The sequence below is a fragment of the Gordonia sp. NPDC003504 genome (assembly GCF_053587995.1).
On the sequence record NZ_JBSFPC010000012.1, the window covers coordinates 1 to 21,092 of the forward strand.

Here is a 21,092-nt window from a genome sequence, read left to right on the forward strand (position 1 = left end):
TTTGAGGTGTGTCTACACCCCACCCCGCGCGCCCCGCCCCCCCCCCGCGGATCGGCTGGATCATGGACATCTACCTCATCCGCAAGGGCTGAGTGGTCTCACCACCAGGTCTCACCCATGATGTCGAGGATGGGCGCGGCGAGCTCGGGCCGGCAGATGACGAAGTCCGGCATGTACGGCTGCGGCCGGTTGTAGACGATCTCCGACCCGTCGAGGCGACTGCAGTGCAGACCGGCGGCCAGCGCGACCCCGACGGGTGCGGCGTTATCCCACTCGTACTGCCCGCCGGAGTGCACGTACGCATCGGCGTCGCCGCGGACCACGGCCATCGCCTTCGCCCCGGCGGACCCGATCGGCGTCGTGTGCAGATGTAGACGCTGCGCCACCACCGCCACCTCGTAACTGGTTCCCCAGCGCGACGTCGCGATCCGGCCGGAGGGCTGCGTCGGCGGGGGATCGACGGTGTCGGTGCGGAAGAGTTCGCCGGTCGCGGGCAGGGATACGGCCGCATCGGTCACCACGCCGTGCCGGGTCAGGGCGACGTGCACCGCGAAGTGACTGCTGCCGGCCGCGAATTCGCTGGTGCCGTCGAGCGGGTCGATGATCCAGACACGATCGGCGCTCATCCGGTCGCCGACGTCGACGGCCTCCTCGCTCAGCACCGCATCGCGCGGCCGGTGACGCTGCAGCACCGTCCCGATCCACGCCTGTGCCAGCGCATCACCCGCATCACCGAGAAGCCGACCACCGAGAAGACCGCCGGACCGCACGCCGAGCAGGATCTCACCGGCACCCGCCGCGATACGAGCGGCCAACTCGGCGTCGGAAAGAGCGGAACTCATCTGATTACTAGAGCACACTGGAGCCATGCCCGAACTGCCCGAGGTTGCCGCGATCGCCGATTTCGTGGACGGTCGTGCCGCCGGACTGCCGATCCGCCGCGTCGACGTCGCGTCGTTGTCGGTCCTCAAGACCGCCGATCCGCCGTACACCGCCCTGGTCGGCCGGACCGTGGAATCGGTGGGCCGAGTGGGAAAGTACGTCATCATCCGCACAATCCCGGGCACGCCCGACGACCCCGAACCGGTGATCAACCTGGTCATCCACCTCTCCCGGGCGGGCTGGCTGCGCTGGAGTGACGACCTCTCGCCGCGGCCGCTGCGCCCCGGCGGCAAGAGCCCCATCGCGCTCCGGGTGCACTGCGGCATGCCGGCCGCCGGTGGCGGTGGGGAGGGCTTCGACGTCACCGAGGCCGGAACCCAGAAACGTCTCGCGGTGTGGATCGTCCGCCACATCACCGACGTCGAACGCATCTCCACCCTCGGGCCCGACGTGCTGGCGCTCGACCGCGACGAGTTCGCCGACATCCTGGCGGGCGCGACGGGACGCATCAAGAACGTCCTCACCGATCAGCGGGTCATGGCCGGCATCGGCAACGCCTACTCCGACGAGATCCTGCACGCCGCCAAACTGTCACCGTTCGCGTCGGCGAAAACCCTGAACGCAGAACAGGTCGACACCCTGTACGCGGCGATGCGGGACGTCCTCACCGACGCCATCGGCCGGCTCGAAGGTCAGGGCGTGGCGAAGCTCAAGTCCGAGAAGCGAACCGGACTCAAGGTGCACGCACGTACCGGTCTGCCCTGTCCGGTGTGTGGTGACACGATCCGCGAGGTGTCCTTCGCGGATCGCTCCTTTCAGTACTGCCCGACCTGCCAAACCGGCGGCAAGATCCTCGCCGACCGTCGCATGTCCCGACTACTCAAGTGAGAGCCGGCACGACAGTGGCGGCGCACCAACGGGATTCGCTGGTCGCCGCGTTGCGTCGGGCGGGATGTGTCTTCGCCGAGGAGGAGGCGACGATACTGCGCCAATCCGCCCGCGACACCGGAGAACTCGAGCGCTTCGTCGCGCGTCGCATCGCCGGTGAACCACTCGAGCACATCGTCGGCTGGGTGGAGTTCGCCGGCCGACGCCTCTCGGTGGGCCCCGGTGTCTTCGTGCCGCGCAAGCGATCCGAGGTGCTCGCGGCGGTGACGATCGCGCGCGGGGCAACCGTCCGGCGCCCCCTCATCGTGGAGACGTTCAGCGGGGTCGCCCCGGTCGCGGCAACCGCGCAGGCGTGGCTGCCCGAGGCCGACGTCCATGCGACCGACATCGACGACCGGGCGCTGCGGTACGCGCGTCAGAACCTGCTGGGACACGGTCACGTTCATCGAGGCGACGGCCTGTCGGGGCTACCGACGGGCTGCGTCGGAGCCGTCACCGTGATCGCGGCCGTCTCGCCCTACGTCCCGGACGCGGCGATCGACCTCATGCCCCGCGAAGCGGCCGACCACGAACCCCGTGCCGCGTTGACCGCGGGCGCCGACGGCCTCGATCACATCCGCGAACTCGTCTCCGCCGCGTCCGGATATCTCGCCGATGACGGCGTGCTGGCGCTGGAGATGAATCTCGCGCAGGTCCCCGTGGCCGCCGCACTCGCCCCGGACGCACGGACCGAGGTGATCGAGGGACCCGACGGCCAGACCGCGGTACTCGTGATGCGGTGGTGATCGGTAGGTTGGCCGATGTGAGTGCACGCAACAAGATCATCATCACCGGCGCGAGTTCGGGACTCGGCGAGGGGATGGCCCGCGAGTTCGCCGCGAAGGGCCGGTCCCTCGGGCTCGCGGCCCGCCGCATCGATCGGCTCGAGACCCTCGCCGACGAGTTGCGGCCGGCGGCCGCGCAGGTGGCGGTGACCGAACTCGACGTCACCGATGTCGACACCGTGCCCGTGGCGTTCGGGAAACTGCGGGACGACCTCGGCGGCCTCGACCGCGTCATCGTCAACGCCGGCCTCGGCAAGGGTGCGCCACTGGGCACCGGAAAGATGCACGCCAACATCGAGACCATCCAGACCAACCTGATCGGCGCGCTCGCGCAGGCCGAGGCCGCACTCGAGATCTTCCGCGCACAGAATCACGGCCACCTCGTCCTGATCAGTTCGATGAGCGCCATCCGCGGCATGCCGAAGGCACAGACCGCGTACTCGGCGTCGAAGGCGGGACTGACCGCGATCGGACAGGGCCTGCAGGCGGAGTTCGCGAACTCACCGATCACGGTGTCGATCGTGCTGCCCGGCTACATCCAAACCGACATCAACCGGGGCGTGAAGACCTCACTGATGGCCGACACCGACGACGGTGTGCGCGCCATGGTCGCAGCCATCGAGGCCGAGAAGGCTTACGCTCCGGTGCCGTCGTGGCCGTGGGTGCCGATCGCCGCGGCCCTGAAGTTCCTGCCGTCGGCGATCACCCGCCGGATGATCTGAGGTTCGAACTGGCCGCCGACCTCCCGGCCGGAGAAGTGCTCGGCGGAGCGGGGGTCGACGCGGCGTTCACCGGTGACGACTGGCGGGCGACGGCGTATCTGCTGCCGGCGACCGGCGACGTCGTAGTGCTCGGAATCGACGACTGAGCTGTCAGGCGGGCGCCGACGGTGCCGTCGAACTGCCCGACGGGACGACCGGCGTCCCCCACAGCACCGGCGAGGACTTGAAGTCGAAGCCCTCATCGCCGGTGGTGTCGGCCCAGTAGATGACACTCGTCAGTTCCTGGTCGGCGTCGGCGTAGGCGACCAGGCAGGTGGCGTACGAGTCCCCGCGCTTCATCGTCTCCGGCGGTTCCGGGTTGGCGCATGCCGTCAACGGCACGGGTGGCGGCAGCGTCAGCGCGGCGGTATGGCCGTCCGGGCTGCCGGCGAACCCGACCACCCCGGGAGCGGGCGACGGACGCGCCGCCAGCGACGTGACGGTGAGGTAGACGAAGTACGCCTTACCGCCCTGCGTCGAGGTGTCCGGGACGCCCTCACCGGGCGTGATCCCGGTGACCGTGTACATCGCGGTCGCCCCGGACGGTGCGAAGGCGTTGACGGGAAGCACCGCGGAGTCGCCGAAGTCCAGCGTCGTGCCGGGCCCGGTACGTGCGGGGGCACCGGCGGGAACCGACACGGGCACCGATGTCGGGAACGACGATGTGCCCGGCGCCGACGAGGGGGTCGACGACGAGCAGGCGGTCGCGGTCACGGCGAGCGCGGCAGCGGCCAGTACCGTGCCGAGGATGCGTGAGCACCCCCGGGAAGGGGACGGCGCAGACGTGGTCACCTGCGTAAGGTAGCCGATGTGTCGAATACGACGAGTCAGGTGGTGGCCCATGGGGTGTTTCAGGTCTTCGGTTCGTCGGAGGTGACCGGGAGCGTGAACGAATTGCTGCGCGATGTCTTCGGGCGCGAGGACCTCGCCGCCTTCGCCGCCGACTGGCGCGGCATCGTGTACTTCACCCTTGCCGACGACGAGACACTCGACGCCGACACGGTCGTCGGATTCGACGCCTCCAGCGGGAGTTCGGGTCCGCTGGCCACCGTCGACGAGGTGCTGGCCGCGATCGCCGACGGTGACATCGCCGAGGCGGTGGATGGTGAGAGTTTCGACGCGTGGCGGGAGGCCACCGGTGTCGACGATCTCGCGCTGGGTCAGTGTGTGCCGCCCACCGTCCCCGAGTTCATCGGTGGTGACCCGGCCGAACGTGCCGCCGAACCCGCCGATCTGATTTCCCACATCGCCTCGTGCGCCGCCCTGATGGCGCGGATCGAGGCCCTCGATCTGCAACCCGGTGACGTCATTCCCGACGAGGTCTTCGATTCGGCTCGCTGGGACTGAACCGGGCGGGAGCGGCAAGTCTCAAACCTTCCGGCCCCGGTGCGTGCGGTACCAGCGCACCAGCTCGTCGGTCGACGAATCATCTAGTGCCGCAGGCGCATCGGACTCGGTGATCACGCCGAGGAGTTCCATCGCCTGGGTCTTGCCGAGTTCCACGCCCCACTGGTCGAAGGGATTGATCCCCCAGATGGCGCCCTCGACGAACACCTGATGCTCGTACAGAGCGACCAATTGGCCGATGACCGACGGCGTCAGTGTCGGCGCCATGATCGACGTCGACGGCCGACTTCCCGGCATCACCTTGTGCGGCACCACTTCTGGTGCGACACCCTCGGCGGCGATCTCGTCGGCGGTCTTGCCGAAGGCGAGAACCTTGGTCTGTGCGAAGTAGTTGCTCATCAGCAGGTCGTGCATCGAACCGGTGCCGTCCACGGTCGGCAGATCGTCTGTGGGATCGGCGAATCCGATGAAGTCGGCCGGAATCATCCGCGTACCCTGGTGCAGCAGTTGATAAAACGCGTGCTGGCCATTGGTGCCCGGCTCGCCCCAGAACACCTCGCCGGTGTCGGCGGTGACGTGATGGCCGTCTGCGGTCACCGATTTGCCGTTGGACTCCATCGTCAGCTGCTGCAGATACGCCGCGAATCGCGCCATGTCATTGGAGTAGGGCAGCACCACCCGTGACTGGGCATCCCAGAAGTTGGAGTACCACAAGCCGATCAGGCCGAGGATGACCGGGGCGTTTTGCTCGAGTGGCTGGGTGCGGAAGTGCTCGTCCACCAGCTGGAAGCCGTGCAGGAACTCACCGAATCGGTCCTTGCCGATGGCCGCCATCACCGACAGTCCGATCGCCGAGTCGACCGAGTACCGGCCGCCGACCCAATCCCAGAAACCGAACATGTTGACCGTGTCGATACCGAACGCCGACACCCGATCGGCGTTGGTGCTCACGGCCACAAAGTGCTTCGCGACCGCATCCTCGCCGGCGCCGAGCGCCTCGAGCAGCCACCGCTTGGCCGCGGCTGCGTTGGTCAGCGTCTCCAGCGTGCTGAAGGTCTTCGACGCCACGATGAACAGAGTGGTCTCGGCGTCGAGGCCGTCGAGGGTGGCCACCATGTCGGCGGGATCGACGTTGGACACGAAATGGCACCGGATCGGCGAATCCACATAGTGCCGCAACGCCTGATACACCATCACCGGCCCCAGATCGGAGCCGCCGATACCGATGTTGACGACGTCGGTGATGGCTTTTCCGGTGTGGCCCTTCCATTCTCCGCTGCGTAGCGTGTCGGTGAAGGCGCCCATCGCGTCGAGGACCTGGTGGACGTCGGCGACCACGTTCTGACCGTCGACGACGAGTTCGGCATCGGCGGGCAGGCGCAGTGCGGTGTGCAGGACAGCGCGGTCCTCGGAGGTGTTGATGTGCACGCCGGCGAACATGTCGTCGCGCTTGTCCTCGAGGCCGGCGTCGCGGGCGAGGCTGAACAGCAGTTCCAGCGTCTCGCGCAGCACGCGATGCTTGGAGTAGTCGATGTGCAGATCGCCGACGTCGACGACGAGTTCGCGACCGCGGTCCGGGTCGGCGGCGAACACCTCCCGCAGATGCATGGACGCGACGTGATCCTGATGTGCGGTCAGGGCCTGCCAGGACGGGGTTGCGGTGATGTCGTGCTCGGTGCCATCGAGGTCACTCATGGACACCACCCTATGTGCTGATGCCGAGCCCCGCGACACCTCCCGAGGAGGAGGCCTCAGCGGCCGAGCGGGCCCCGTCCGAGGCGCAACAACAGCATGGCGAGGGTGTGCCCCTCCTGGCCGAGTTCGGCGAACCGGTCGAGGACCTTGACCTCGCGACTGTGCACCAGACGCGGTCCGCCGGAGGCCATCCGCGCGGCGCCGATCTTCTTCGACACCGCCGAGCGACGTTTGACCGCGGCCAGGATGATCGCGTCGAGACGATCGATCTCGCCCCGCAGCACATCGATGTCGTCGGAGAGTTCGGAGACATCGGCGGACAGCTCGTAGTACGACAGGTCGATCGAATCGGCGAACGAAGCGCCCGTGCCGCTCGACTGGGCTCCGGGCACCCGGGGTCCGGGCGACGGCTGGCTGCTGGGGTCGGTCATCGTGCCGATTTTGCCACGCGCTCGCCGCGCCAGGGACACTGGTCGCCATGCCGAGTGCCGTGACGTCGCCGTCCGCCCCCGCACCTGCCACCGCTGCGCGGTTGGCCGCCCTGGTGATGCCCGCCGCGTTCACACTGATCATCGCGCAGCTCGTCGTGCGCGGCTGGCTGGTCGCGACCGGGAACTTCTACTGGGACGACCTGATCCTCATCGGGCGCGCCTCGACCATGCCGATCCTGTCGTGGGAGTTCCTCGGCAACAGCCACGACGGTCACTTCATGCCCGCGGCCTTCCTGGTCGCCGGGATCTCCACGGTCGTGGCGCCGGTGCAGTGGGTGGCGCCTGCGCTCACCCTGGTGATCCTTCAGGCACTCGCATCGCTGGCGGTGTGGCGGATGATCCGGGTGCTGCTCGCATCCGCCGACGGACCGCGCGATGTGACGCGCGACCTGGCGGGGCTGGGCGCGTTGGCCTTCTACCTCGTCACCCCGATGACCGTGCCGGCCTTCATCTGGTGGTCGGCCGGGCTCAATTCGCTGCCGTTCCAGGCGGCGATGGCGTGGATCATCGCCGACGCGGTGATCGCCGTGCGCGACGATCCGACTCCACGTCGCCGACGGCTGATCGTCATCCGCTCCGCGGTGATCTTCGTTGTCGCGTTGGCGTTCTTCGAGAAATCGCTGTACATCGTGCCGGTGGCGTTGGTGGTCGCGGTGCTGGTCGCCCGGTTCGCTTCGCCGACATCGTCACCGGCGCCGACCTCACCGAGGCCGACATCACCGCCGACGACGCCCGACGACGAACCGGATCGCGACGCCCACCTGGGGCCACTCGGGATCGCAGTCGTCCGGGCCCGCGCATTGTGGGCCGCTCTCGGCGCGATCTTCGTGGCGTGGGTGTTGTTGTTCTTGTCGGTGTCGGATGCCACCGCCGGCGCGCACTCCCTGTCGCAGACCGCCCAGCTGGTCTGGCGTTCGATCAACCGGGCCGTCGTCCCGTCGCTGGTCGGCGGCCCGTGGGACTGGGAACGGTGGATCCCCAGCCCGCCGATGGGCTTCCCCGCGGTGTGGATGATCGTGGCCGGGTGGGTGGTGGTGGCCGCCTTCACCGTGTGGGCGGTGCGCGCCCGTCGCGGTGTTATCGCCGTGCTCGTCTGTGCCGCGCTCTACGTGGTGATCGCGCAGGTCCCGGTGATGTGGAACCGGTCCTCGGCCAACACCGCCCTCGAACTGGCTCAGACGATGCGGTACCTGCCGGACTCCGCGCTGGTGATCGTCGCCGCGCTGGCCTTGGTGATCGCGGCACCGGCCCGGTCGACCCGTCGGCACCGACACGAGGCGGCGACAACCGACCTCGACCGGGATCGGCACTCCGAGCGCGGGCCGATCCTGGCGGTCGGGGTGGCCGTGCTCGCTGCGCTGGCCGTCGCGTCCTCGCTCATCTCGACGGCGTCGTACCAGTCGTCGTGGAGCGACGACCCGACCGGTCCGTACCTGGCCAACGCGAAGAAATCGCTCGCCGCCAACCGCAACCATCCGATGTTCGATCAGGCACTACCGCTGGAAGTGCTTCTGCCCGTTGCCTATCCGTACAACCAGATCAGTGCGACGTTCGGGCGGCTGGCCGACCGCCCGGACTTCGGCTCGTGGACCGACAAGCTCTCGGTACTCGACACCGCGGGGAACCTCACGCCCGGCGCGGTCACCCCGCGCCGCACATTCGCGGCCGGGTCGGGGACCTGCGCCCGCCCGGAGCTCACCGGTGCCGACCGCCTGCAACTCGACGGCCCGCTCATCCAGTGGCGCTGGACCGTCGCGCTCGGCTATTGCGCCAACGCGGCGGGCACGGTCGAGTTGTCACTGCAGGGCGGCCCGGCGGTGCGGGTCCCCGTCCAGGCCGGACTGCACGTCGTCTACGTCCAGCTCGACGGACGGGGCACTGCCGTCGCGATCGCACCGATTACCCCGGGGCTGGCACTGCATACCGGCGACGGCCGGGTCGGTGAGGTCGTCGACGCCCGGCTGCTGGGGCAATAGGCGAGTCGGTCAGTCCTCCGGCTCGCTGTAGAACACGAGGATCTTGTCGCCGTACCCGGCCTCGGCCACCATCGCCTTGAGGGCATCGGTGGTCGACTGCTCCGCCGCGTAGTACGCGATGGTCCCGTTGTCACCGGCGGCCTCGACCTGCCGGCGCATCTGATCACGCAACGTCTGCGTACCCGGCCAACTCGAATCGAAGGTCGTTCCGGTGACGTGCTGGGCATACCCCTCGGCGAAGGACACCAGGTAGTCGCCCGCCGGGCCGTATCCGTCGAACAGATAGTCGCCGGCCTTGACCGCGTAGCTGCTCGGCAGTGCGGTGACGCTGAAGCCATAATCGGCGGCCTCGGGCTTCTTCGTCCCGGTGCGCACCATCGTGAACTGGCGCTGGGTGGCGGTGCTGTTGTCATCGATGTATGAGTTGAGCCGGTCGGCGGTGTAGTCGAGGAACGGCAGGTATGTGTAGGTGACGTTGGGCCGGATGCTGCCGTCGCCGCTACCGAGGTTGGTGGCCGTACACCGGGTTCCCGCGGTGCGGTCGAAGTCGGTGCGGACCACCGGGGTGCAGGTACCGCCGAGCGCACCTGCCGGCAGATCGTTGACCTCGAAGTTGACCTTCAATCCGTAGTTGACGTGGCCCGGCCGGCCGTCGGAGCCCGCCTTCGGGGTACCGCCGACGGTGAAGTCGTATCCGCATGCGGCGGTGGTGCAGCCACCGGTCTGCTTCCAGCCCACCTGACCGGCCTGACCGCCGGGCACGTCGTCGATCCGCAGGCCCGGAATGGGCACCGACGTCAGATCGGCCACCAGGGAATGTTGTTCGGTGAACACCGAGGACACCTCGGCAAACGGCAACGGTGTCACATCGGCGTCGATGGCGGTGGTCGTCGATTCGACCTTGTAGGAGCCCTTGATGTGGGTGATGGCCTTGGTCGACGGATCGAAGGTGATGGTCCACTCGCCGGTCTTCACCTGGTTGTCACCGATGGCGGTGATCGGCGGATCGGAGGTCGGCCAGAACCGCGCGTCCGGGGTGTCCTTGTTCGGCGTCGACAGTTGTGCGCCGAGGTCGGGGGCGTCGACGAGGTCGGCGTTGAGACGCCCGGCCAGGATGTTCGGCGACAGCACGTATCCCAGCTTCGGCAACGCGGCCTCGGCGCTGGCCCACTTGTTGTCCACCGGACCGAGGTCGAGATTCTCCTTCTGCTGCTCGGTGAGGATGCCGTTCCAGAAGGCCGTCGGCCCCTTGGCGAAGTAATAGTTGCCGATCTGGGTGTACTCGGCCTGCTGATTGTTGACCGTGATCGTCCCGCTGGCGTTCTCCGACAGCGTGACGATCAGATCGGTGAACTCCACCTTGACGACGTCGCCGTCGGAGTAGGTCCGTGTCAGCGAACCGCTGTACTTGGCTCCCGGGCTGGTGCCGTACTGGAACGCGGTGTCGTCCAGGTCGTTCTGTGCCGCGAATGCTGCGGTCGGCCCGCCGGAGCCCTCGATACCCCACGGGATGAACGACAAGATGAGCGCGATGATGACGGCGACTGCGCCGACGGCGGCGAGTACCAGGCCAGTGATCTTCGAGGTGTTCATAGCTCGCTTCCCTGCGCAGTCGGCATCGGCCGGCGGACGGGTGGACCATCCTGAGTCATTCGGGTGGAGTCAAGCACGAGTGAGGCGTCACCGGCACTCGGCATGCGACGACCGAATGACGGCCGCGGCCCGGTAACGGGTGGATCCGGATGCGACCACATTCCTGCTCGTTCCTCCCTGGCGGTGGCAGAAGGTGACCGATCTCGCATCGACGCCCCCCGCGGTGCTCCGTCATCGTATCCGCACCGACCGATGCCCGGTTTGCCGCATGGCGAATCGGCGGGATCGCGACGATTTCGCCCCCGCGAGTCCTGTCGGAGCCCCGGAGTAGCCTGAACTACCGATGACCACCAGCTCTGTTCCCCCCGCCCGAGTCGTTCCCGGCCGGCCCGATTCCGCGGGTGCGGCGGCCGACGACCGTGTTGCCCGTCTGCTCGACGGGCTCAACCCGCAGCAGCGGGCCGCGGTCCTGCACAGCGGCCCGCCACTGCTCATCGTGGCCGGTGCCGGTTCGGGCAAGACCGCGGTGCTCACCCGCCGCATCGCCTACCTGCTCGCGGCTCGTGACGTCACGCCGGGACAGGTCCTGGCGATCACCTTCACCAACAAGGCCGCCGCCGAGATGCGCGAGCGGGTGATCGATCTGGTCGGACCGCGCGCCGCCTACATGTGGGTCTCGACATTCCACTCCACCTGTGTGCGCATCCTGCGCGCGCAGTCCGGACTGCTGGAGAATCGCAACTCCAACTTCTCCATCTATGACTCCGATGATTCCAAGCGCCTGCTCGGGATGATCATCCGCGATCTCGATCTGGATCCGAAGAAATTCAGTCCCCGCGGGGTGGCGGTGAGCATCTCGAATCTGAAGAACGAGTTGATCGCCCCCGACGACGCGCACGCCGCAGCGGGGGAGGAGCCGACCGCGCGCACGATCGCCGAGATCTACGCGGAGTACCAGCGGCGCCTGCAGACCGCCAACGCCTTCGACTTCGACGACCTCATCGGCGAGACGGTGGCACTGCTGCAGAGTCACCCGTCGGTTGCCGAGTACTACCGTCGTCGATTCCGGCACATACTGGTCGATGAGTATCAGGACACCAACCACGCACAGTACGTGTTGGTCCGGGAGTTGGTCGGGCGTGACGACGACGAGTCGGCGGTGGGGCCGTCGGAGTTGTGTGTGGTGGGTGACGCCGATCAGTCCATCTACGCCTTCCGTGGTGCCACCATCCGCAACATCGTCGAATTCGAGCGCGACTTCCCCAATGCCGAAACGATTCTGCTGGAACAGAATTACCGTTCGACCCAGACGATCCTGTCGGCGGCCAACGCGGTCATCGCGCAGAATCCGAACCGTCGTGACAAGCGACTGTGGACCGACTCGGGTGACGGTGAACTGATCGTCGGCTATGTGGCCGAATCCGATCGCGAGGAGGCGATGTTCATCGCCACCGAGATCGAGCGGCTTACCGATCACACCATCGGCGGCGCGCAGTCCAACACCTACTCCGACATCGCCGTCTTCTACCGCACCAACACCGGCTCCCGCGCCCTGGAAGAGGTGTTCGTCCGCCACGGGATCCCGTACAAGGTGGTCGGTGGCACGAAGTTCTACGAGCGCAAGGAGGTGCGCGACGTCGTCGCCTACCTGCGCGTGGTGGCCAACCCGGAGGACTCGGTGAGTCTGCGCCGCATTCTCAACACGCCGCGTCGCGGGATCGGCGATCGCGCCGAGGCCTGTGTGGCGGTGCATTCGGAGAACCGGGGGATCTCGTTCTATCAGGCACTCATCGAGGGCGCCCAGGGCGGGGTTCCGCTTCTCAACACCCGCGCGGTCAAACAGATCGGTGGATTCGTCGACCTCATCGAGGGACTGCGCAACGACTTCCTCACCACCTTCGGTGACGCCGAGTCGGACGACCCGGACGCCGCTGTCGTCGACGCGACCGGCGACGGAGCCGACATCGGCGAGTTGGTGGACGCCATCATCGACCGCAGCGGCTACCGCACCGAGTTGGAGGGTTCGAACGATCCGCAGGACGCGGCCCGGCTCGACAATCTCAACGAATTGATCTCGGTGGCAATCGAATTCAGTCGCGATGCAGCCGAGGCGGACGACCTCGACGACGATGACGACTCCGAGCGCGCGCAGTTGCGTGAGGGTGAGCCGGCACCCGGATCGCTCGCGGCGTTCCTGGAGCGGGTGTCGCTGGTCGCCGACGCCGATCAGGTCCCCGACGAGGGTGAGGGCGTGGTCACCCTGATGACGCTGCACACCGCGAAGGGCCTCGAGTTCCCGGTGGTCTTCGTGACCGGTTGGGAGGACGGGCATTTCCCGCATCTGCGGGCCCTCGGCGACCCGGACGAGCTCAGCGAGGAGCGCCGCCTGGCCTATGTGGGGATCACCCGCGCCAAGGAGCGGCTGTACCTGAGTCGTGCGCTCACCCGGGCGTCCTGGGGCCAACCGGTGTCCAATCCGGAATCCCGTTTCCTGCAAGAGATTCCGCAGCACCTGGTGGATTGGCGCAAGACCGAGAAGAAGCGGGGCGGCCGTGGCTTCGGCTCCTCCGGCGGCGTGTTCGGCCGGGATGAGGGACGCAGTGGCCTGGGCCGGTCGTCGTTCTCCGCGGACCCGAATCGCGGGCGTAACAAGCAGATTCACCTCGAGGTGGGCGACCGCCACAATCATCCCAAGTACGGGATGGGCAAGGTCGTCGCCAAGGAGGGCAGTGGCGCCACCGAGCGTGTCGTCATCGACTACGGCGGCAACACCGGACGGATGACCCTGCTGACCATCGGTGGGATACCGGGGGAGAAGCTGTAGCCGCGACCGCGCGATGTTGACAGCGCTCTGAATTCCGTTGACGGCGCTCGGTTTTGCGTTGACAGCGCTCTACAGGACGTTGACAGCGCTCTGCTGGACGTTGACGGCGCTCTGCTCGACGTTGACAGCGCTCGCTTCGACGTTGACGGCGCTCTACAGGACGTTGGCAGCGCCCTGCTCGGAATTCAGAGCGCTGTCAACGGAAACCAGAGCGCTGTCAACGGAAATGAGGGCGCTGTCAACGGAAACCAGAGCGCTGTCAGTGGTGCGGAGGGCGCTGTCAACGCGGTAGAGAGCGCTGTCAGTGGTGCAGAGGGCGCTGTCAGTGATGCGGGGGTGGTGCTGCCGTCAGCCTGTGTAGGCGGCCATCCGCACACCGTGCGAGGCGAGCCACGGGGCCGGATCGATCTTGGTGGTGCCGTTGAGCCACACCTCGAAGTGGCAGTGCGGGCCGGTGGACTGGCCGTCGTTGCCGACCAGGCCGATCACGTCTCCGGCCACGACGTGCTGTCCCTTGTGGACGAGGACGCCGTTGGAATACATGTGCCCGTACACGGTCACGGTGCCGTCGGCGGCCTTGACCTTGATCCAGTTGCCGAATCCCGACGCCGGTCCGGCCGCGATCACCTCACCGTCGGTGGCGGCGTGGATCGGGGTGCCCAGCGGGGCGGCGAAGTCGACGCCGGCGTGGAAACTGCCCCAGCGCATCGCGTAGGTCGACGTGAACTGGTAGGACCCCAGCGGAAGCGGGGAGGCGAACAGCGGCTTGCTCGCGGCGGCGACGCGGGCGGCCTCGGCATCGGCGAGCTGCTTGCCGACCACGAGTTGGTCGGCGTACATGCTCATGTCCTGATCGGGGGTCGACGGCGCGATCCCGGGGCCGGTGACGGCCGGTGCGGCTGCGGCATCGCCGGTGGCGGCCGCGGGCATCGGCGACGTGGCCGGTGCGGCGTCATCGGAGGCTTCGGAGTGCGTCACCGCGGCGGCGACGGCTGCGCCAGCTGCCATGGCGACAAATGCGGCGCGACCGCCACGCAGGGCCTTGGGGGGCGCGCTGATGCGGTGCTTGCCGCGGGAGCGACTCGGGGCGCTCGCCGGGTTGCGACGGAACGCCGGCTCATCGGAGAGGGCGCCGCGGTCGGCGTCGTCGTCGAAATCGTCGGCGGCGGCACCGACGACGTCGAACGGTTCGTCATGGCGGTACTCGTCGAACTCACCCTCGGGGATGAGGATGTCCTGGGTGATCTCCGAGGTGGTGGTTCGGCGGGTGCGGCGCGAGGAGGCCGGCTCGGTGTCGACGTCCCAATCGAGATCGGCGGCGTCGGACTCGTCGATCGGGATGATCGTGGTCATCTCATCGGCGGTGACGTCGTCGAATCGATCGTCGAGACGCCTGCGCCCACCTGTCATGGTGCTGCCGGCAGACGACCCGCCTGGAAAACCATGTCCCGCCAAGTCGTCCACCTCGCTTACCTGTGTGAGTTCAGGGCTCCGAAAAACCTTTGTCCCGCGGGCGTTTGTACCCCCTGAATGACCCTGACTGCCTGCCGACGGTAACGAAATGATTGCGACAAGTCCAACCCTGCGCACAAGAAACGGCACCGAAAGTGAGTTGGGTCACAGGATGTGTTGCAGAATTGAGATCTGGCGAAGCATCAATGCGATGAGATGTAGATCGGGCGTCGAGGGCATCGGGGCGACCGACCGAGTGATCTGTCGCACAAGGTGAGGAGGTCTCCGAAACGCCGATCTGCGGCAGGTTTAGAGTCCGATATGGCCCGCGTTACACCCAGACCAGCGGGCAAATCTACGAAATGGTGAGCTGAATGGATCTCTTCGAATACCAGGCGAAGGAACTGTTCGCCAAGCATGGGGTTCCCACCACACCCGGGCGGGTGACCGATACTGCCGCCGACGCGCGGGCGATCGCCGAGGAAATCGGCAAGCCTGTGATGATCAAGGCTCAGGTCAAGGTCGGTGGACGTGGCAAGGCCGGCGGCGTGAAGTACGCCGCGACCCCTGATGACGCACAGTCGCATGCCGAAAACATCTTGGGCCTCGATATCAAGGGCCACGTTGTCAAGAAGTTGCTCGTCGCCGAGGCGAGTGACATCGCGGAGGAGTACTACATCTCCTTCCTGCTCGATCGCGCCAACCGCACCTACCTGGCCATGTGCTCGGTCGAAGGCGGCGTGGAGATCGAGGTGACCGCCGAAGAGAACCCGGACGCACTCGCACGCGTGCCGGTCGATGCGGTGACCGGTGTGGATCTCGCGCTGGCCCGTGAGATCGCCGAGAAGGGCAAGCTGCCCGCCGAGGTGCTCGACGCCGCGGCCGTGACCATCCAGAAGCTCTGGGAGGTCTTCGTCGGTGAGGACGCCACCCTGGTGGAGGTCAACCCGCTCGTCCGTACCCCCGACGATCAGATCCTCGCCCTCGACGGCAAGGTGACCCTCGACGCGAACGCCGACTTCCGGCATCCCGACCACGAGGCCTTCGAGGACCGCGACGCCACCGATCCGCTGGAGCTCAAGGCCAAGGAGAACGACCTCAACTACGTCAAGCTCGACGGCGAGGTCGGCATCATCGGCAACGGCGCCGGACTGGTCATGTCCACCCTCGACGTCGTCGCCTACGCCGGTGAGGCCCACAACGGCGTCAAGCCCGCCAACTTCCTCGACATCGGTGGCGGTGCCTCCGCCGAGGTGATGGCCGCCGGACTCGACGTCATCCTGAACGACGAGCAGGTCAAGAGCGTGTTCGTGAACGTCTTCGGTGGCATCACCGCGTGTGACGCGGTCGCCAACGGCATCGTCGGCGCGCTGAACAAGCTGGGTGACGAGGCCAACAAGCCGCTGGTCGTCCGTCTGGACGGCAACAAGGTCGACGAAGGCCGCAAGATCCTGGCCGATGCGAATCACCCGCTGGTGACGCTCGCCGAAACGATGGACGCCGGCGCCGACAAGGCCGCCGAACTGGCGAGCAAGTGAGGACTGAGTAGCCATGTCGATCTTCCTGAACAAAGACAACAAGATCATCGTGCAGGGCATCACCGGCGGTGAGGGCACCAAGCACACCGCACTGATGCTCAAGGCGGGCTCCAACATCGTCGGCGGTGTCAACGCGCGCAAGGCCGGCACCACCGTCGCCCACACCGCCAAGGACGGCTCGGATCTCGAGCTGCCCGTCTTCGGCAGCGTGTCCGAGGCCATCAAGGAGACCGGGGCCGACACCTCGATCGCCTTCGTGCCGCCGAAGTTCGCCAAGGACGCCATCATCGAGGCCATCGACGCCGAGATCCCGCTGCTCGTCGTCATCACCGAGGGAATCCCGGTGCAGGACAGCGCCTATGCGTGGGCCTACAACGTCGAGAAGGGCAACAAGACCCGCATCATCGGGCCGAACTGCCCCGGCATCATCACCCCCGGCGAGTCCCTCGTCGGCATCACCCCGGCCAACATCACCGGCAAGGGGCCGATCGGCCTGGTCTCCAAGTCCGGCACCCTGACCTACCAGATGATGTACGAGCTGCGTGACCTCGGCTTCTCCACCGCCATCGGCATCGGCGGTGACCCGGTCATCGGCACCACCCACATCGACGCCATCGAGGCCTTCGAGAAGGACCCCGAGACCAAGGTCATCGTGATGATCGGCGAGATCGGCGGCGACGCCGAGGAGCGTGCCGCCGACTACATCCAGGCCAACGTCTCCAAGCCGGTCGTCGGCTACGTCGCGGGCTTCACCGCACCGGAGGGCAAGACCATGGGTCACGCCGGTGCCATCGTCTCCGGTAGCTCCGGAACCGCGCAGGCCAAGAAGGAGGCCCTCGAGGCCGCCGGCGTCAAGGTCGGCAAGACGCCGTCCGAGACCGCCAAGCTGGCCCGGGAGCTGTACGAGGCGCTGTAAGCCTCACCCCCCACACGCAAAACTCCCACTTGCACACAATGTTTCCCGTGCAGGTGGGAGTTTTTCGTGTTTCTGGTGCCTAACCGTTCTCGCTGACGGACTTCAGCTGCGCCAACCCCTTCTCGAAGTCCTTGCCGAGGAGTTTGTCGAAGAAGCCGAGCGGTGCGGCCACGCGGCTGAACAGTGAGTGCTTGCCGGTCATCGTCCAGGTGACCTCGCTGGGTCCGTCGGCTCCGCTGCCGACGATGTCGAAGGAACTGACGCTGGTCGACTTCATCGGCTTCTCGAACCGCACATCGACCGCGACGCGCGACGGTTCGGTGGCCTCGATGATCTCCATCTCGCCGGCCCCGGCCTTGCGGTTGCCCGACCACGCGTAGCGTGCGCCGACCCCGGCCTCGGATCCCGAAAAGGTGCGCTGCAACTCGGGATCCAGCCCCTCCCAGGGTGACCAGTCGACCCACCGGTGCAGATCGTTGATGCGCGCATAGATCTCCGACGGTGATGCGGCGATCGTCGTGCGGCGGGTCACGGAGTAGGAATCGGCCACGGCAGGGCTCCTGTCATCGGTGCGGTGTTGTCGGCGATTATGACCGTCGGGTCGCTGAAAAGTCATCGGTGATCGTCGGATTCGAGGCGTGGCGCGTGCGATAATCCGTCGGTGAGTGACGATGGATCCGCGCGGCCCGGCGTGTTCGCCGTGCTGGGCATTCCGCGGCAGATCGCGTCCGCCGCCGCCGACATCGCCGAGCGGGTCCCGGTGGCCGGTGGTGCGGTGGCATCGGTGCGCCGTACCGCGCACGACGTCGTCGACGGCGCCGGCGCCGCAGCCCTCGAGGCGTCTCGCACATCGCTGCGTGCCACCATCCGGACCGTCGTCGAGGAGGTGACCGCGGCCGTCGACGTCACCGAGGTCATCGTCGACAACGTCGACCTCAATCAACTCCTCGGGGCGGTCGATCTCAACGCCGTCCTCGCCCAGGTGGATCTCGATGCCCTGCTCGGGCGCCTCGACCTCAACGCGATCCTGGCGCGCCTGGATCTCGACGCCCTGCTCGCCGGTATCGACCTCGACGCCCTCATCGGGCGACTCGACGTGGCGGCCATCGTCGACAAGGTCGACATCGGCGCCGTCGTCGAGACCGTCGACATCGACGCGATCGTGGCCCAGGTGGACCTCGACCGGGCGGTGACACGCGTCGACATCGACGCCATCATCAACCGCATCGATCTCATCGGGCTGGCCGACGAGATCATCGACGGCGTCGACCTCCCCGACATCATCCGGGAGGCGAGCACCTCGGTCACCGCCGACGTGATGACCGACGTACGCGGCACCAGCGAGCGGGCCGACGACGCCGTCGCCGAACTCGTCAACCGGATGCTTCGCCGCAAGAGTGTGGAGGAACGCCGAAATGGCTGAACCCCAACCACATTCGGTATCCCCGAATCCGGAGCCGGACGACCCCACGCCACCGGCCACGGTGACGCCACTGCATCCGGGGCGCCCCGCGTCGTCCGCCACACCGAGTGCCGGACAGTCGCATGCGCATCACGTCCCGGTCTCCGAGCCCGGTACCAACCAGATTCTCGACACCGACCGACCGGCCGGAATCGTCAGTCGCGGAATCGGGGCCATCGTGGATGTGCTGGTGGTCGTCATCATCATGGGTGGGATGTATGTGGGTTTCGTCGTCGCCCGGCTGATCTACAACGTGCAGAGTTTCTCCCTGCCCGAGGCCAACCCGTTCTTCACCGTCGGTGCCTTCGTCCTGGTGTCGTTGCTGTATCTGACCTCCTGCTGGGCGGTCTCGGGGCGAACCGCCGGCTCGGTGGTCATGGGCTTGCGTCTGGTCAGCCGCAAAGGAAAACCGCGGGTACGTCCGTCGGTCGCCTTCGTCCGTGCGCTGATCTGCGTGTTCTTCTCCGTCGGGCTGCTGTGGGTGGCCGTCGACCGGAAGCGGCGTTCGGCGGCCGACCTCGTCGTACGCACCCGGGTGATGTACTCGCGGTGACCGGGGAAACCAATGGGCACAAGGGTTCCCGTGCTCTGGAGCTGATCGACGGCCTCGTCGACGCGGGCACCTGGACGGCGTGGAACGACACTCCCGACGACATCCCGCAGCACGTCGACACCGACGAGTTGCGCCGTGCCGCCACGAGATCCGGCACCGACGAGTCGGTGATCACCGGCCGGGCCGAGATCGCCGGCGAACCGGTCACGCTCATCGTCAGTGAATTCGCCTTCCTGGGCGGCTCGATCGGCCGGGTGGCCGGCCATCGCATCGCCACCGCCATCCGACGGGCGACGGCCGACGGGCTGCCGGTCGTGGGCCTGCCGTGTTCGGGTGGCACCCGAATGCAGGAGGGCACACCGGCATTCCTGGAGATGGCCGCGATCACCGGCGCCGTCGTCGATCATCGGGCCGCCGGGCTGCCCTACCTGGTCTACCTCCGGCATCCGACCACCGGCGGAGTGTTCGCGTCGTGGGGCTCGCTCGGCCACGTCACCTGGGCCGAACCCGATGCGCTGGTGGGGTTCCTGGGCCCACGAGTGGTGGAAGGACTGACCGGCGAACCCATCGCCGACGGTGTGCAGCGCGCGGAGAACCTCCTGCGGCACGGGCTGATCGACGACGTCGTGCCGGCGGACGAGCTGCGTGATCGGCTCGCGGGGCTGGTGACAATCCTGATGTCGGCGATCCGGGAATCCGCAGATTCACCTGCGCCGCAACAGATACCATCGACCGGACCCGCCGCTCTCGGCACGCCGCTGTCCGCATGGGACGCGATCACCGCCACCCGTCACCCGGGGCGCCCCGGGGTTCGCGAACTCCTGCCGGAAGACGCCGTGATCATCGCGGATCATGGTCCGATCGTGCTGGCGCTGAGCCGCTTCGGTGTCCGCACCGCACTGGTCATCGGCCAGGACGCCGACCGGCAGCGGACCGGAGAGTTCATCGGACCCGAACATCTCCGGATGGTCCGACGGGGACTTGCCCTCGCCCGGGACCTGCGGATTGCGGTCGTGACCGTCATCGACACCCCGGGAGCCCGGCTGTCGGCCTCCGCCGAGGAGGGTGGCATCGCCGGTGAGATCGCCCGGTGCACAGCCGAATTGATCGCGCTGCCGGCGCCCACGGTATCGGTGCTGCTCGGCCAAGGTGGTGGCGGTGCGGCGCTGTCACTGTTCCCGGCGGATCGGCGCATCGCGACCGTCGACTCCTGGTTGTCGCCGCTGCCACCGGAGGGTGCGAGTCTGATCGTGCACCGAGATATCGAGCACGCCGCGGAAATGGCTGCACAACAACATGTTCTGTCGGTTGACCTCGCGCGCAGGTCGGTGATCGACACCATCGTCGACGCGCCGTCCCCGTCGTCGATGCCCGGGATTCGGGCGGCGATCGGAGCCGCACTCGACGGGATCGCGCGGCCGTCACCGGCGGCACGGACGCGAGTACCCGTCGCCCCGCGAATCCCCGCGGTCGGTGCCATCGTGCGCGACGACGCGGGTAGATTCCTGCTCGTGCAGCGTGCACACGAACCGCAAGCCGGTCTGTGGACGGTCCCGGGTGGCAAGGTCGAGCCCGGAGAGTCGTTGCAGCAGGCGGTGATCCGGGAGATCGCCGAGGAGACCGGCATCGTCATCGAGGTGCTCGACGAGGCGTGGGTGGTCGACATCCCGGATGGGATGGGCGCGGTCTTCGAGGTTCACGACTTCGTGGCGACGCCGCTGACCACTGATGTGACGGCCGCCGACGACGCCGCGGACGCCGGGTGGTTCACGACCGAGCAGATGCGCGAGTTGCCATTGACGCCGGGACTCATCACCTACCTCGACCGGCACGGACTCATGGACTGAGGCTGCTGGACTGATAGGCTCGCGGGTCGCGAACGCGAACGGA

The 21,092-nt window shown here is 67.4% G+C and carries 18 protein-coding genes; 11 read left to right on the forward strand and 7 right to left on the reverse strand.

Annotation, left to right across the window (positions count from 1 at the left end):
- Window positions 1–98: 98 nt before the first annotated feature.
- Window positions 99–842 carry a 3'(2'),5'-bisphosphate nucleotidase CysQ gene (locus ACWDPV_RS19195; RefSeq protein WP_449744223.1) on the reverse strand — a complete coding sequence of 248 codons (744 nt, stop codon included), beginning with the start codon at window positions 840–842 and terminating at the stop codon, window positions 99–101.
- Window positions 843–867: 25 nt separating this feature from the next.
- Here ACWDPV_RS19195 and ACWDPV_RS19200 point away from each other — a divergent pair, with 25 nt between their 5' ends.
- Genes ACWDPV_RS19200 through ACWDPV_RS19210 form a run of 3 tightly spaced genes read left to right on the forward strand, consistent with a single transcriptional unit; the run spans window position 868 to window position 3,316 of the window.
- A complete protein-coding gene (locus ACWDPV_RS19200; RefSeq protein ID WP_449744224.1) occupies window positions 868–1,770 on the forward strand; it encodes a DNA-formamidopyrimidine glycosylase family protein in 903 nt (300 codons plus the stop codon).
- A 14-nt stretch (window positions 1,771–1,784) separates the two neighbouring features.
- Window positions 1,785–2,555 carry an SAM-dependent methyltransferase gene (locus ACWDPV_RS19205; protein WP_449744225.1) on the forward strand — a complete coding sequence of 257 codons (771 nt, stop codon included), beginning with the start codon at window positions 1,785–1,787 and terminating at the stop codon, window positions 2,553–2,555.
- A 17-nt stretch (window positions 2,556–2,572) separates the two neighbouring features.
- A complete protein-coding gene (locus ACWDPV_RS19210) occupies window positions 2,573–3,316 on the forward strand; it encodes an SDR family oxidoreductase (protein WP_449744226.1) in 744 nt (247 codons plus the stop codon).
- A 150-nt stretch (window positions 3,317–3,466) separates the two neighbouring features.
- Here the strand turns inward: ACWDPV_RS19210 and ACWDPV_RS19215 are convergent, their stop codons facing one another.
- Window positions 3,467–4,147: a hypothetical protein gene (locus tag ACWDPV_RS19215; RefSeq protein WP_449744227.1), complete on the reverse strand. Its 681-nt coding sequence runs from the start codon at window positions 4,145–4,147 to the stop codon at window positions 3,467–3,469.
- Between the two features lie 18 nt (window positions 4,148–4,165).
- On the opposite strand from ACWDPV_RS19215, the gene ACWDPV_RS19220 reads away from it, so the two are divergent.
- Window positions 4,166–4,702: a hypothetical protein gene (locus ACWDPV_RS19220; protein ID WP_449744228.1), complete on the forward strand. Its 537-nt coding sequence runs from the start codon at window positions 4,166–4,168 to the stop codon at window positions 4,700–4,702.
- Between the two features lie 21 nt (window positions 4,703–4,723).
- Here ACWDPV_RS19220 and pgi read toward each other — a convergent pair whose 3' ends face one another.
- Together pgi and ACWDPV_RS19230 are read right to left on the reverse strand one after the other, a co-directional pair.
- Window positions 4,724–6,397: a glucose-6-phosphate isomerase gene (gene pgi, locus ACWDPV_RS19225; protein WP_449744229.1), complete on the reverse strand. Its 1,674-nt coding sequence runs from the start codon at window positions 6,395–6,397 to the stop codon at window positions 4,724–4,726.
- A 56-nt stretch (window positions 6,398–6,453) separates the two neighbouring features.
- Window positions 6,454–6,828, reverse strand: a complete 375-nt coding sequence (locus ACWDPV_RS19230) for a chorismate mutase (RefSeq protein ID WP_449744230.1) — start codon at window positions 6,826–6,828, stop codon at window positions 6,454–6,456.
- Window positions 6,829–6,875: 47 nt separating this feature from the next.
- Here ACWDPV_RS19230 and ACWDPV_RS19235 point away from each other — a divergent pair, with 47 nt between their 5' ends.
- A complete protein-coding gene (locus tag ACWDPV_RS19235; RefSeq protein WP_449744231.1) occupies window positions 6,876–8,864 on the forward strand; it encodes a hypothetical protein in 1,989 nt (662 codons plus the stop codon).
- A gap of 9 nt (window positions 8,865–8,873) precedes the next feature.
- Here ACWDPV_RS19235 and ACWDPV_RS19240 read toward each other — a convergent pair whose 3' ends face one another.
- On the reverse strand, window positions 8,874–10,457 hold the full coding sequence (locus ACWDPV_RS19240) for a hypothetical protein (protein ID WP_449744232.1): 1,584 nt from the start codon (window positions 10,455–10,457) through the stop codon (window positions 8,874–8,876).
- A 343-nt stretch (window positions 10,458–10,800) separates the two neighbouring features.
- Between ACWDPV_RS19240 and ACWDPV_RS19245 the strand changes: the two genes are divergently transcribed.
- Entirely contained in the window at window positions 10,801–13,281 is a 2,481-nt protein-coding gene (locus tag ACWDPV_RS19245; RefSeq protein WP_449744233.1) for a UvrD-helicase domain-containing protein, read from the forward strand.
- A gap of 348 nt (window positions 13,282–13,629) precedes the next feature.
- On the opposite strand, the gene ACWDPV_RS19250 is transcribed toward ACWDPV_RS19245, so the two are convergent.
- Window positions 13,630–14,745, reverse strand: coding sequence for a M23 family metallopeptidase (locus ACWDPV_RS19250; protein ID WP_425476229.1), 1,116 nt, complete (start codon window positions 14,743–14,745; stop codon window positions 13,630–13,632).
- A gap of 362 nt (window positions 14,746–15,107) precedes the next feature.
- Here ACWDPV_RS19250 and sucC point away from each other — a divergent pair, with 362 nt between their 5' ends.
- The gene (gene sucC / locus ACWDPV_RS19255; RefSeq protein WP_348803053.1) at window positions 15,108–16,271 is read left to right on the forward strand and encodes an ADP-forming succinate--CoA ligase subunit beta; all 1,164 of its coding nucleotides are present in this window, start codon (window positions 15,108–15,110) and stop codon (window positions 16,269–16,271) included.
- Between the two features lie 13 nt (window positions 16,272–16,284).
- A complete protein-coding gene (sucD, locus tag ACWDPV_RS19260; RefSeq protein WP_348803052.1) occupies window positions 16,285–17,187 on the forward strand; it encodes a succinate--CoA ligase subunit alpha in 903 nt (300 codons plus the stop codon).
- Between the two features lie 79 nt (window positions 17,188–17,266).
- On the opposite strand, the gene ACWDPV_RS19265 is transcribed toward sucD, so the two are convergent.
- The gene (locus ACWDPV_RS19265; RefSeq protein ID WP_348809390.1) at window positions 17,267–17,737 is read right to left on the reverse strand and encodes an SRPBCC family protein; all 471 of its coding nucleotides are present in this window, start codon (window positions 17,735–17,737) and stop codon (window positions 17,267–17,269) included.
- A gap of 111 nt (window positions 17,738–17,848) precedes the next feature.
- On the opposite strand from ACWDPV_RS19265, the gene ACWDPV_RS19270 reads away from it, so the two are divergent.
- The 3 genes from ACWDPV_RS19270 to ACWDPV_RS19280 are packed head-to-tail and all read left to right on the forward strand — an operon-like array spanning window position 17,849 to window position 21,049.
- Window positions 17,849–18,610, forward strand: a complete 762-nt coding sequence (locus ACWDPV_RS19270) for a hypothetical protein (RefSeq protein WP_348809389.1) — start codon at window positions 17,849–17,851, stop codon at window positions 18,608–18,610.
- Entirely contained in the window at window positions 18,603–19,202 is a 600-nt protein-coding gene (locus tag ACWDPV_RS19275; RefSeq protein WP_348809388.1) for an RDD family protein, read from the forward strand. The genes ACWDPV_RS19270 and ACWDPV_RS19275 overlap by 8 nt, the downstream gene beginning before the upstream one ends.
- Window positions 19,199–21,049 (forward strand): carboxyl transferase domain-containing protein, encoded by a 1,851-nt coding sequence (locus ACWDPV_RS19280; protein ID WP_449744234.1) that lies wholly within the window; start codon window positions 19,199–19,201, stop codon window positions 21,047–21,049. The genes ACWDPV_RS19275 and ACWDPV_RS19280 overlap by 4 nt, the downstream gene beginning before the upstream one ends.
- Window positions 21,050–21,092 lie beyond the last annotated feature (43 nt).

What these genes read in the sequence shown, in the direction of transcription:
- ACWDPV_RS19195 (WP_449744223.1), bottom strand. Translation starts at nt 842, where the DNA reads ATGAGTTCCGCTCTTTCCGACGCCGAGTTGGCCGCTCGTATCGCGGCG.
- ACWDPV_RS19200 (WP_449744224.1), top strand. Translation starts at nt 868, where the DNA reads ATGCCCGAACTGCCCGAGGTTGCCGCGATCGCCGATTTCGTGGACGGT.
- pgi (WP_449744229.1), bottom strand. Translation starts at nt 6,397, where the DNA reads ATGAGTGACCTCGATGGCACCGAGCACGACATCACCGCAACCCCGTCC.
- ACWDPV_RS19230 (WP_449744230.1), bottom strand. Translation starts at nt 6,828, where the DNA reads ATGACCGACCCCAGCAGCCAGCCGTCGCCCGGACCCCGGGTGCCCGGA.
- ACWDPV_RS19235 (WP_449744231.1), top strand. Translation starts at nt 6,876, where the DNA reads ATGCCGAGTGCCGTGACGTCGCCGTCCGCCCCCGCACCTGCCACCGCT.
- ACWDPV_RS19240 (WP_449744232.1), bottom strand. Translation starts at nt 10,457, where the DNA reads ATGAACACCTCGAAGATCACTGGCCTGGTACTCGCCGCCGTCGGCGCA.
- ACWDPV_RS19245 (WP_449744233.1), top strand. Translation starts at nt 10,801, where the DNA reads ATGACCACCAGCTCTGTTCCCCCCGCCCGAGTCGTTCCCGGCCGGCCC.
- sucC (WP_348803053.1), top strand. Translation starts at nt 15,108, where the DNA reads ATGGATCTCTTCGAATACCAGGCGAAGGAACTGTTCGCCAAGCATGGG.
- sucD (WP_348803052.1), top strand. Translation starts at nt 16,285, where the DNA reads ATGTCGATCTTCCTGAACAAAGACAACAAGATCATCGTGCAGGGCATC.
- ACWDPV_RS19275 (WP_348809388.1), top strand. Translation starts at nt 18,603, where the DNA reads ATGGCTGAACCCCAACCACATTCGGTATCCCCGAATCCGGAGCCGGAC.